This is a genomic window from Vibrio genomosp. F10 str. 9ZD137, from assembly GCF_049974785.1.
Lineage (GTDB): Bacteria > Pseudomonadota > Gammaproteobacteria > Enterobacterales > Vibrionaceae > Vibrio.
Map to the genome: position 1 here is coordinate 1 of NZ_JBNGCJ010000954.1, position 11521 is coordinate 11521.

At 43.9% G+C, this 11521-nt stretch carries 11 protein-coding genes and 1 pseudogene; 10 read left to right on the forward strand and 2 right to left on the reverse strand.

The window, feature by feature from the left end; all coding sequences use genetic code 11:
- From ACP45E_RS20790 to ACP45E_RS20800, 3 genes are all read left to right on the forward strand, one after another.
- Positions 1 to 1285: RecQ family ATP-dependent DNA helicase (locus ACP45E_RS20790; RefSeq protein WP_069585496.1), on the forward strand; the 1285-nt coding region annotated here is incomplete at its 5' end.
- Complete coding sequence (locus tag ACP45E_RS20795) at positions 1278 to 1592, forward strand: DUF3630 family protein (protein WP_017036001.1); 315 nt, start codon at positions 1278 to 1280, stop codon at positions 1590 to 1592. The genes ACP45E_RS20790 and ACP45E_RS20795, both read left to right, overlap by 8 nt.
- Positions 1593 to 1785: 193 nt before the next feature.
- On the forward strand, positions 1786 to 2457 hold the full coding sequence (locus ACP45E_RS20800) for a 7-cyano-7-deazaguanine/7-aminomethyl-7-deazaguanine transporter (RefSeq protein WP_017036002.1): 672 nt from the start codon (positions 1786 to 1788) through the stop codon (positions 2455 to 2457).
- 115 nt (positions 2458 to 2572) lie between these two features.
- Here ACP45E_RS20800 and gppA read toward each other — a convergent pair whose 3' ends face one another.
- Positions 2573 to 4078: a guanosine-5'-triphosphate,3'-diphosphate diphosphatase gene (gppA, locus tag ACP45E_RS20805; RefSeq protein WP_017037209.1), complete on the reverse strand. Its 1506-nt coding sequence runs from the start codon at positions 4076 to 4078 to the stop codon at positions 2573 to 2575.
- A 21-nt stretch (positions 4079 to 4099) separates the two neighbouring features.
- Complete coding sequence (gene rhlB, locus ACP45E_RS20810; protein WP_017037208.1) at positions 4100 to 5398, reverse strand: ATP-dependent RNA helicase RhlB; 1299 nt, start codon at positions 5396 to 5398, stop codon at positions 4100 to 4102.
- A 111-nt stretch (positions 5399 to 5509) separates the two neighbouring features.
- Between rhlB and trxA the strand changes: the two genes are divergently transcribed.
- The 7 genes and pseudogenes from trxA to fre all read left to right on the forward strand — a co-directional run bounded on the left by trxA (position 5510) and on the right by fre (position 11376).
- Positions 5510 to 5836 carry a thioredoxin TrxA gene (trxA, locus tag ACP45E_RS20815; protein WP_017036005.1) on the forward strand — a complete coding sequence of 109 codons (327 nt, stop codon included), beginning with the start codon at positions 5510 to 5512 and terminating at the stop codon, positions 5834 to 5836.
- Between the two features lie 203 nt (positions 5837 to 6039).
- Entirely contained in the window at positions 6040 to 7302 is a 1263-nt protein-coding gene (gene rho, locus ACP45E_RS20820; RefSeq protein WP_026026508.1) for a transcription termination factor Rho, read from the forward strand.
- A gap of 104 nt (positions 7303 to 7406) precedes the next feature.
- Positions 7407 to 8402 (forward strand): hypothetical protein, encoded by a 996-nt coding sequence (locus ACP45E_RS20825; RefSeq protein WP_017037207.1) that lies wholly within the window; start codon positions 7407 to 7409, stop codon positions 8400 to 8402.
- A 93-nt stretch (positions 8403 to 8495) separates the two neighbouring features.
- A pseudogene (ubiD, locus tag ACP45E_RS20830) lies at positions 8496 to 9882 on the forward strand (4-hydroxy-3-polyprenylbenzoate decarboxylase); the annotation flags it as partial.
- Positions 9883 to 9926: 44 nt separating this feature from the next.
- Positions 9927 to 10382, forward strand: a complete 456-nt coding sequence (locus ACP45E_RS20835; protein ID WP_426511745.1) for a hypothetical protein — start codon at positions 9927 to 9929, stop codon at positions 10380 to 10382.
- Complete coding sequence (locus ACP45E_RS20840; RefSeq protein ID WP_017036009.1) at positions 10379 to 10648, forward strand: 2Fe-2S iron-sulfur cluster-binding protein; 270 nt, start codon at positions 10379 to 10381, stop codon at positions 10646 to 10648. Before ACP45E_RS20835 ends, ACP45E_RS20840 begins: the two co-directional genes overlap by 4 nt.
- Before the next feature lie 14 nt (positions 10649 to 10662).
- The gene (gene fre, locus ACP45E_RS20845) at positions 10663 to 11376 is read left to right on the forward strand and encodes an NAD(P)H-flavin reductase (protein WP_017036010.1); all 714 of its coding nucleotides are present in this window, start codon (positions 10663 to 10665) and stop codon (positions 11374 to 11376) included.
- Positions 11377 to 11521: the final 145 nt, after the last annotated feature.

Below are 11521 nucleotides of genomic sequence, written 5' to 3' on the forward strand. Positions count from 1 at the left end.
AACCGCTCTTCCGATCTCCACGCGCGGCGATATTATCCATCGCCTGAATTTGGTTAACCCGCACGATTACCTCGGCAGTTTTGACAGACCGAATATCCATTACAATTTGGTGGAAAAGCACAAGCCTGTTTCTCAGGTGATTCGATACGTACAAACCAATAAAGGTCAGTGCGGCATTATCTATTGTGGCAGTCGCAAGAAAGTCGAGATGGTGACGGAAAAACTGTGTAATAACCACATTCGAGCGGCAGGTTATCATGCGGGAATGGATGTCGATGAACGTGCTTATGTGCAAGAAGCGTTTCAGCGAGACGACATTCAAATTGTGGTTGCGACGGTTGCGTTTGGTATGGGGATTAATAAACCGAACGTTCGATTTGTCGTGCATTTTGATATTCCACGTAATATTGAATCGTATTACCAGGAAACAGGCCGAGCAGGTCGAGATGGGTTACCTGCAGAAGCCATGATGTTGTATGACCCTGCGGATATCGGTTGGTTACGAAGAATGCTTGATGAAAAAGACGAGGGGCCGCAAAAGCAAGTGGAAAGCCATAAGCTCAATGCTATGGTCGCGTTTGCAGAAGCACAAACTTGCCGTCGTCAGGTCTTGCTCAATTATTTTGGTGAGTATAGGGAGAAACCCTGCGGTAATTGCGATATTTGTGTTGATCCCCCCAAGCGTTTTGATGCGACCCAAGAGGCGCAAAAAGCGTTGTCATGTGTCTATCGTGTGAATCAAGGCTTTGGTATTGGCTATGTTGTGGAAGTACTGCGCGGCATGCAAAATATCCGCGTTAGGGAAAATGGGCATGACAAATTATCCACTTACGGGATTGGCCGCGATCACAGCCATGATTATTGGGTCAGTGTTTTTCGTCAGTTAATACATAAAGGGCTGCTTTCGCAAAATATTACCCGCAATTCAACCTTGCAGCTGACAGAAGAAGCCAGGCCCTTGTTGCGCGGTGAAATGAAGTTAGAGCTGGCCGTTCCTCGATTAGATACCGCAGCGCGCAGTGCAAAATCGGACAAACTATCGAGCAAAAACTACGATAAAAAGTTGTTTGCCAAATTGCGTAAGTTGAGAAAAAGCATTGCTGATGAAGATGGGTTGCCTCCTTATGTGGTCTTCAGTGACGCGACACTGATTGATATGGCTGAAATTTTACCCACGTCTTATGGTGAAATGCTGGCGGTTAACGGTGTTGGTCAGCGTAAGCTCGACAAGTATGCAGACGCATTTTTAGATTTGATACAGGAACACATTACGATTCATGGATGATTATTCAGTGCAATTTCGTTTACATACTGATTTGAGTGACCAAGGGCGGATCTTAATTGATGCGCCACACTTTGACTTTGATAGTTTTGAACCTTTAGGGGAAAAGCTGGTGTCGTTATTGTCAGCAGAGATTGTTGAGAAGCAATGTGATGCGGATCTTCACTCTTGGTTAATTGATTTTGAAGGTTGTCAGCTGTTTTTAAAAGCCGAGCACTACAGTGAATCATTGTGGTTAGAAGCACTTTCACCCAATCAGTCGAAGGAAGAGCTTGATTATCTATGTCAGCTATTTCGTCGCGGATTTTAAAAGTAATCGTTTGCTCTAAAGCTCGATGGTATTCCACGCTTGCAGCATCAATCGGTTAATGTATAATCCCTCGCCGCTCAACTGAGCAAACACACTATTTGTAATTATTATTGGTAAGGGCACAGGTGACTAACGTCAATCTGAGGCTCGATTAGGGTTCCCTCGCCCCCTAACTCAACTAAAAAGGTAACGCATGAATCACTTTACTTCTGCGCAGCAGCGCAACGCCCTCTTTTTTCTGGTTTTATTCCATCTAATCATTATTGCATCAAGCAATTATCTAGTGCAGCTTCCCTTTACCGTGTTTGGTTTACATACCACTTGGGGCGCGTTCACTTTTCCGTTTATCTTTTTAGCGACTGATCTGACGGTTCGAGTATTTGGTGCACAACTAGCCCGTAGAATTATTTTCCTGGTGATGCTTCCTGCTCTGGCAGTGTCGTATCTGCTCTCTGTTGTTTTTTATGAAGGACAGTTTCAGGGCTTCGCTCAGCTTTCCGAATTTAACCTATTTGTGGCACGAATTGCGATTGCGAGCTTTATGGCTTATTTACTGGGTCAGATATTAGATGTGCACGTTTTTAATCGCCTACGACAGCTAAAGCAGTGGTGGGTTGCGCCTACGTGTTCAACACTGTTTGGTAATGCGTTGGATACACTGGCCTTCTTTGCTATTGCTTTTTATCAAAGTCCAGATGCTTTCATGGCAGAGCATTGGGTAGAGATTGCGTTGGTAGATTATGGTTTCAAACTGATCATCAGTTTAGGGTTGTTTGTTCCAATGTATGGTGTGCTACTGAACTATTTGATTAAAAAGCTGACCACGGTAAACCCTGATTTTAAGCCAGTAGGTAGCGTTCAATAGTAACCGCTGCTTAATTAATCTAGGTAATCCCTGAGCGAGCAAAATAAAAAGCCCAAGTTGAATCACTTGGGCTTTTTCATTTTCATTGTTTTGTCATTTATCGCAGTGAGGCCGCTTAGCGTTCGCTGATGGTTATTGGCCATCCTGCATCGTTTTGGCGACTCACCTCGATCTCTAATTCGGCAGCGGTCAATGGGTTTTCTGATAACCATTGGTGACATACGGTTATCTCAAGCGCATCGTTATTCGCCTTAAGGGCTATATCTGGCTGCTTAGTATCATCACGTCGGTGAGTAAGCAGTACAGCTAAGCGCAGTAGGCGTAAGATCCGTTGCCCACTTAATGAACTGACGGCTTGTTGTTCCGGCATGGCGGTGAATTGTTCTCGATAGCGGCGGGTAATTTCAGCAAGGCAATGTTGTTGAGCCCGCGTATAGCCTGGTAAATCAAGCTGTTGAAGCAAATAGGCGTTGTGTTTCCCTGCTTGTTTGAAATCGATAGTTAAACCAATTTCATGCAACTGACAGGCGGTATTGAGAAGTGCTTCACCTTGTGGTTCGGGTATCCATTTCTTATCAGATAGTTCTGCGTTGCATTGTGTCAGGAGATCATTTGCTGTGTCCGCGACTTGTTGCGCGTAGCGACGGTCCATCTGGTAGCGCTGCTGTATGCTGGCGATGGTTCGAGAGCGAATATCACTTTGTCTTAGCTCTGGCACCATTTCATAGGCCAGACCTTCGCGTAAGGCTCCGCCCGATAATGTCATCGATTCTATGTCCAAAAGGTCAAAAATAGCGATTAAGATAGAAAGACCACTTGGGAAAACAAGCGCTCGTTCTAACGTTAGCCCCTCTATTTCTAATTCTTCAAGCTGGTCGGTGAGCATGGCTTGCTTTTGTAATCGCTGTAATTTAGCGAGTGTAATCACTTCATCCATTCCTTGTGCAAGCATAATTTCTTGCAAAGCTTGAACGGTTCCGCTTGCTCCCACGCATACGTCCCAACCAAGATGAGTGTATTGCTCAAGTATTGGAGCAATGGTTTGTTTTGCCGCTTGGATTGCAGAATCGAAGTTTTCTTTACTTAATTGACGATCTTGAAAGTATTTATCTAACCAAGTGACACAGCCCATTTTTAGGCTCGTGAGCGCCTTAGCTTCAAAACCTTTACCAATAATGAGTTCAGTACTGGCTCCACCGATGTCGACCACTAAGCGTCGTCCAGAGCCTCCAGAGGTATGGGCAACACCTTGATAGATCATGGCCGCTTCTTGTTCGCCAGAAATGACGTTGATGTCATGGCCCAGTATTTTATTGGCTTGTTTTAGGAAAATATCCACATTGATGGCGGTACGCAATGTTGCCGTGCCGACAATGCGAATATTTTCTACGGGTATATCTTGAAGTCGTTCTGCGAATAAACTCAAACAATCCCAACCACGCTGCATAGCTTCATGACTCAGTGCATTGTTGCTATCTAGCCCGGAAGCCAAACGAACTTTGCGCTTTATCTTGGCCATAGTTTGAACGCTGCCATTGATATGACGCACAACGAGCATATGGAAACTGTTCGACCCTAGGTCGACGACAGCGTAAAGCGCAGGTGAGACTGATGGTTTCATAGTCGACGTAATATTCCCTATTTACTGTGGACGTGACTGTCGTGGTCGACGGTTATGTGGACGACGATTTCCTGAGCGTGGTCCACCCGAATTTGAGCGACGTTGTTGTGGATTACGTGTACGCAAACGAATCGGTGCAGGTAGATCTTCAATCAATGCTGAAGCATCGTAATCTGATACCGGAATGGAGTGTTCGATGTACTCTTCGATTGGCGGAAGATTGATTGCGTAGTCTTCACAGGCAAAGCTGATCGAAAAGCCACTTTCGCCAGCACGGCCTGTACGACCAATACGGTGAACGTAATCTTCGCAGTCGTCTGGAAGGTCAAAGTTAAATACGTGAGTAACCTGAGGAATATGCAGACCACGAGCCGCAACATCGGTTGCAACAAGAATGTCGACTTCACCTTTAGTAAATTGCTCTAGAATTTTTTCACGCTTCTTCTGTGGTACATCGCCAGTCAGTAGACCAACACGGTGTCCGTCTGCCGCTAGGTGACCCCAAACGGAATCACATTTGTATTTGGTATTGGCAAATACGATAGCGCGATCTGGCCACTCTTCTTCAATAATCGTTTGAAGTAGTGACATTTTATGTTCATTAGAAGGGTAGAACAGCTCTTCTTGAATACGGTGCCCTGTCTTTTGATCAGGTTCAACCACTACATGCTCAGGGTTGTGCATGTGTTCAAAAGCCAGTTCTTGAACTCGGTATGACAATGTAGCCGAGAACAGCATATTCAAACGTTCGTTAGGTGCTGGCATGCGTCTAAACAAGAAACGAATGTCTTTAATAAAGCCTAAATCGAACATACGATCCGCTTCATCAAGCACAACCGCTTGAATATGGTTAAGGTTAAATACCTTCTGTTTATAGAAGTCGATAATACGGCCTGTGGTGCCAATAAGAATATCGACGCCAGCTTCTAGTTTGGTCACTTGCTTATCGTAGCTTTCGCCACCATAAGCTAGGCCCGCTTTAAGCCCCGTGCTTGCAACCAGTAATTCAGCATCGTTATAGATTTGAATCGCGAGTTCACGCGTGGGTGCCATAATGATCGCTCTAGGCTGGTTTGCCTTGCGACCTTCATGTGCAGGTGTTGTCAGTAGGTGGTTAAAAGTAGCAGTGAGAAACGCGATGGTTTTACCAGTGCCCGTTTGGGCCTGGCCTGCAATGTCTTGGCCGGTGAGCAGTACCGGCAACGCCAAGGCTTGAATGGGAGTACAATACTCGAACCCACTTTTATTCAATCCTTCAATGACTTGGGTGTTTAAATCCAAGTCGGCGAACTTTTGCTCTGTGATATGCGTCTTTTTCATCACTATAGAATATCAGCTTAAGCTTGCAATACGAAAGTAAATACATTCCAATAGGGCATCTATTTACTGGTTATCGTATAATCAGTTGAGAAAAATACATTGGAGTGGAAGATGAGTGACAAGATTTTGCAGCTAACAGATGATGGTTTTGATAACGATGTAATCAATGCTGCAGGCCCGGTTCTTGTGGATTTTTGGGCAGAATGGTGCGGTCCTTGTAAGATGATTGCCCCTATTCTTGATGAAATCGCAACGGAATACGAAGGCAAGCTCACTATCGGTAAATTAAATATCGACCAAAACGCGGGTATTCCGCCAAAGTTTGGTATTCGTGGAATCCCAACCTTACTTTTATTTAAAGATGGCGCAGTCGCAGCAACTAAGGTTGGCGCACTGTCGAAAACTCAGTTAAAAGAGTTTTTAGACGCCAACTTATAAAGCAACATAAAAAAGACCGTGCAGATTCAATAAATGCACGGTTTTGTTTTTGATAGACAACAAAATCTAGACTACGCTAGTATTTAGTGATAATTTATTGCACGTAATTTGTACAAGCGTTCACTTCTTGGTCGTTCCTGAGACCAAATCCATCTTAACTTAAAAAAACAGATCCTATTTTGACTAAACAAGTATCAACTACAATGAATCTAACAGAACTGAAGAGCAGACCCGTGTCTGAGCTTGTAAAACTCAGCGAAAGCCTTGGCTTAGAAAACCTAGCTCGCTTGAGAAAACAAGACATCATCTTCTCCATCCTAAAAGCACACGCGAAAAGTGGTGAAGATATTTTTGGCGATGGGGTTCTGGAAATACTTCAAGACGGTTTTGGATTCTTACGCAGCGCCGATTGTTCATACCTAGCTGGTCCTGATGATATCTATGTATCTCCAAGCCAGATTAGACGCTTTAATTTACGTACAGGCGACTCTATCGCCGGGAAAATTCGCCCACCTAAAGATGGCGAGCGCTACTTTGCACTATTGAAAGTCAGCACGGTTAATCACGATCGACCAGATAACGCACGTAACAAAATCCTGTTTGAAAACCTAACACCACTTCACGCGAATGAGCGTATGGTTATGGAAGCTGGTAACGGCGCAACGGAAGATATTACGGCTCGAATTTTAGATCTCGCTTCACCTATCGGTAAAGGTCAGCGTGGTCTTATTGTTGCTCCGCCAAAAGCGGGTAAAACAATGCTGTTACAGAACATTGCTCAGAGTGTGGCTCGCAACCACCCTGAATGTGAGTTAATGGTATTGCTGATTGATGAACGTCCTGAAGAAGTAACGGAGATGCAACGCCTAGTGAAAGGTGAAGTTATTGCATCGACGTTCGATGAGCCAGCCTCTCGTCACGTACAGGTTGCCGAGATGGTTATCGAAAAAGCAAAGCGTCTTGTCGAACATAAAAAAGATGTTGTCATCTTATTGGATTCGATTACGCGTTTAGCACGCGCTTATAACACGGTTGTTCCTTCATCTGGTAAAGTTTTGACTGGTGGTGTTGATGCAAATGCTTTACATCGTCCTAAGCGTTTTTTTGGTGCAGCTCGTAATGTAGAAGAAGGTGGTAGTTTAACGATTATCGCGACAGCATTAGTTGATACTGGCTCGAAGATGGATGAAGTTATCTACGAAGAGTTTAAGGGTACGGGTAACATGGAACTGCACCTTAACCGTAAGATTGCAGAAAAACGAGTCTTCCCAGCGATTGACTTTAACCGTTCAGGTACTCGTCGCGAAGAGCTACTGACTAAGAAAGACGAGCTACAGAAAATGTGGATTCTACGTAAAATCGTTCACCCGATGGGCGAAATCGACGCAATGGAATTCCTCATCGATAAGCTTGCAATGACTAAGACAAATAATGAATTCTTTGACGCTATGCGCCGACAAAAATAATTCAGATGATGTTTAAAAAACGCCACCGATAGCTCGGTGGCGTTTTTGTTTGCATTCTCTTTATAAAGTGACACAATGGCTAAAAATGTTACAAGGAGGTTAATGTGCGACAAGGACTGTTGTTATCTGTTCTCCTGTTTTTGATGCTTATGTTGAGTCCATTCACGGTCAGTGCTGTTCAGATGGACTCTGGCACGGTTCAAAAGTGGTTGAAAGATGAGCATATTCATCGAAAGGTGGAACAATTCATGATTTATGTGGAAGACGATGAATTTGATTCACTCACTTTTGCATTAGAACGATTAGCCCTGCCTCAGCAAGAAGTCGCCCGGTTCATTCTACTTGATGCTATTGAAAATCAAGAGACGGTGTTAAGCCCCAAGTTTGCCGTGTTTTTGCAAAGCCAACTCGACTATGCTCCTATCTATAAAGTTTTGGAGCGAGGTGACGGGTACGAGTTTGTAGTGCCTGCGTTTAATTACCCAGCTACAGCAAGCCGTCTGTTAAAGCAGTGGATGAAAGAACAGGATCGCATTGAATTTACCCAAGCTGTTGAGAGCCAATCGTTAGATTTGAAGCTATGGTTAACGGGCAGTGGCTATCAAGTACAAACACGCGAAACCCTCCTTATTAATGAACTTGATAATATCTCGCCGCAAGCTGTTGCCGCGTTGACGAATCAACTCACTTCTCAGTCTGTCATTAGCTGGCTTCCTGCTGCCAGAGTTATGGTACAGCTAGCGAAAACAAGCCAAGATCCAGATGTTTATCATTTATTATGGAAAATGAAAATGAATGTCCACAGTGAGTCTGAGCTTACTCGTCTATCGACATTGAACGATGCATTCTCATTGTCACAGGTGATACAGGCTTCCACCAATCCGGCATTAAAGCATCAAGCAATCACCGCTTTGACTCAAATAAAGCCAATGAATGATGAAGTAAAACAGTTTTTATTAGCAAAGATGCGTTTAGCTGAAGATGCGACTTTGGTGGCCCATGAATTGGAAAAGCAAGGGTATAGAAGTTGGCTAGAAGAATTGTTAAGTAACCCAAACAAGTTAGACAGCAAGGCGATTTTGCAAGTCTTATCAAATTAATCAATAACGGTAGGCGTATTCATAGGTAAAGAGGGATCGTGAGATCCTTTTTTTGATATACTGCTTGCCGTTTAACCAAATGATAGAAGTTCTATGAGTTTTAAGGATCTACGCGAATTTATTGAGCACCTAGAGAGTAAAGGGCTATTAAAACGTATTACTCACCCTGTTGACCCTCATTACGAGATGACTGAAATCAGTGATCGTACTCTACGGGCCGCTGGGCCAGCATTGTTGTTTGAAAATCCAATTGGCTATGATACGCCGGTGTTGACTAATTTATTTGGAACACCAGAGCGCGTGGCTATTGGCATGGGGCGAGAGAATGTTAAAGAGTTGCGCGAAGTTGGAAAGTTACTGGCCTATTTAAAAGAGCCTGAGCCACCTAAAGGTTTCAAGGACGCGATAGATAAAATTCCAGTCTTCAAGCAAGTGTTAAATATGCCAGTAAAGCGCTTGCGTAGAGCTTCTTGCCAAGACGTGGTTTGGCAAGGCGACGATGTTGATCTTGATAAAGTACCCGTGATGAGTTGTTGGCAGGGTGATGTTGCTCCGCTATTAACTTGGGGTTTGACCGTCACTAAAGGACCAAACAAGAAACGTCAGAACTTGGGTATATATCGTCAACAAAAGCTGAGCAAGAATAAAGTCATTATGAGATGGCTAGCTCACCGAGGTGGCGCTTTAGACCTTAGAGATTGGATAGAAACACACCCAGGAAAACCGTTTCCTATCTCGGTTGCCTTTGGTGCAGACCCCGCTACGATACTCGGCGCCGTAACACCCGTTCCTGATACTCTGTCAGAATATGCTTTTGCTGGATTATTGCGTGGCAGCAAAACCGAAGTGGTGAAATCAGTAAGCAACGATTTAGAAGTGCCTGCAAGTGCTGAGATTGTGCTGGAAGGGTATATAGATCCGACAGAGTATGCAGATGAAGGCCCTTACGGCGATCACACCGGTTACTATAACGAAAAAGAAAAGCACCATGTGTTTACCGTCACGCATATGACAATGCGTTCTAACCCTATTTACCACAGTACCTATACGGGCCGCCCGCCAGATGAACCCGCTGTTTTGGGTGTTGCGCTAAATGAAGTCTTTGTCCCTATACTACAAAAACAATTTCCAGAAATAGAAGACTTTTACCTGCCGCCAGAAGGGTGTTCGTATCGAATGGCTGTTGTGACAATGAAGAAACAATACCCTGGACACGCTAAGCGAGTCATGATGGGGGTGTGGTCATTCTTGCGTCAGTTTATGTACACTAAGTTTGTGATTGTTTGTGACGAAACTGTCAATGCACGAGATTGGCAGCAGGTGAGCGATGCAATGACGTTAAACATGGAGCCTTCTTTTGACACAACAATGATCGAAAGTACGCCCATCGATTCATTAGATTTTGCCTCGCCAGTTGTCGGCCTTGGATCAAAAATGGGGTTGGATGCGACGGAAAAATGGTCAGCAGAAATCGAACTGTCAGGGTGCGCTCATTCAGAAGACAATGATTCAACTCCTCTGCTATTGCAAGGGGATGTAGACGCTCTTCTAGCTCAATTAAAAGTAGAGTGCCCAGAGATCCTCGAGGTTTACTTACCTCAAGGTACCCGACAAAAAGGCATGGCGATAATTTCAGTTAAAAAAGAGAAAGCTGGGCAAGGTCCGCTATTAATTGAACAGGCGTTAGCGGTGTTGAATAAAAAGATGGCGATCAAGTTTGTCGTTGTGTGTGATGGTGACGTTAACGTCACTGATTGGAACGATATTATCTGGGCGATTACAACTCGAATGGACCCATCACGCGATTCACTAACTGTCACAGCAGAAAACGCAGATGGAACGAAAATTTCGGCTATTGGGTTAGATGCAACGAATAAGAATCAGGAAGAGGTACGCCGAGAATGGGGTGTTCCTATCCAAAAAGATCCACAGCTTGTTGGGAAAATCGATAAGATTTGGGATGAACTCGCTATATTATGAGTTATTTCGTTACCGTGCTGCCAAATGAAATAACATTTGAAGTACAAGGAAAACAAACTATTTTGGAAGCTGCGCTCAGCAATAATATCCATCTTCCAAATAGATGCCAGGTCGGCGCGTGCGCCATGTGCATGTGTAAAAAAATAACAGGCGAAGTAAGTTATCACCTTGATCCAATGCTCACAGAGAATGAGAAGAATCAAGGCTGGATATTTCCTTGCCAAGCTTTTGCGGAAAGTAATTTAGTACTTACTATTTCAGAGTAAGTAAGAGGAAGAACATGAGCATCAAATGTACAGTAAAGTCAATTAACCCATTAGCGTGCAACACATACCAAATACTGTTGCACCCAGAAACGCCAGTGTCATTTAAAGCTGGTCAATATTTAATGGTGGAAATGGGTGAAAGTGATAAACGTCCTTTCTCAATCGCAAGCAGCCCTTGTCGCCATGAAGGCGAACTAGAATTGCATATTGGAGCAGCTGAACATAATGCTTACGCTATTGAAGTGGTAGAGCGTATGAAGCAAGCTCTGGATGATGGTCTAACGATTAATATAGATGCGCCTCATGGGACGGCTTGGATAAAAGAACAGAGTGATCGACCACTACTACTTATTGCTGGTGGTACGGGCTTTAGTTATGTACGTTCTATTCTTGATCACTGCGTGAGTATTGGTAAGACATCGCCAATCTACTTGTATTGGGGCGCGAAAACGAGTGAGCAATTATACGCGAAAGATGAAATTGCCCAGATAGCGAATGAAAATAGCAATGTACACTTTATACCGGTTATAGAAGAAGCGGATACAAATTGGGCTGGTAAAGTGGGTAATGTGCTTCAGGCAATTAATGCTGACTTTGATTCATTAGCGGAGTTCGACATTTATATAGCGGGTCGTTTTGAGATGGCAGGTGCAGCAAGAGAACAGTTCACTCAGAATAAGCGCGCTAAGAGTGATCATATGTACGCTGATGCTTACGCATTTATCTAAAAAGTTAGCGAAATGTAATGAAAAAGAGAGCGTTAAGCTCTCTTTTTTTTGGTTTTGATTGATATATAGGCGAAAGGGCGTTTTTTTATATTTTTTTAATAAAACCTCTTGCGTCTTGGTTGAGTCTGTCTATAATGCGCAACCA

Excerpts from the sequence above, each read along its gene's own strand:
- ACP45E_RS20795 (WP_017036001.1), top strand. The coding sequence starts at position 1,278 with ATGGATGATTATTCAGTGCAATTTCGTTTACATACTGATTTGAGTGAC.
- ACP45E_RS20800 (WP_017036002.1), top strand. The coding sequence starts at position 1,786 with ATGAATCACTTTACTTCTGCGCAGCAGCGCAACGCCCTCTTTTTTCTG.
- gppA (WP_017037209.1), bottom strand. The coding sequence starts at position 4,078 with ATGAAACCATCAGTCTCACCTGCGCTTTACGCTGTCGTCGACCTAGGG.
- rhlB (WP_017037208.1), bottom strand. The coding sequence starts at position 5,398 with ATGAAAAAGACGCATATCACAGAGCAAAAGTTCGCCGACTTGGATTTA.
- trxA (WP_017036005.1), top strand. The coding sequence starts at position 5,510 with ATGAGTGACAAGATTTTGCAGCTAACAGATGATGGTTTTGATAACGAT.
- rho (WP_026026508.1), top strand. The coding sequence starts at position 6,040 with ATGAATCTAACAGAACTGAAGAGCAGACCCGTGTCTGAGCTTGTAAAA.
- ACP45E_RS20840 (WP_017036009.1), top strand. The coding sequence starts at position 10,379 with ATGAGTTATTTCGTTACCGTGCTGCCAAATGAAATAACATTTGAAGTA.
- fre (WP_017036010.1), top strand. The coding sequence starts at position 10,663 with ATGAGCATCAAATGTACAGTAAAGTCAATTAACCCATTAGCGTGCAAC.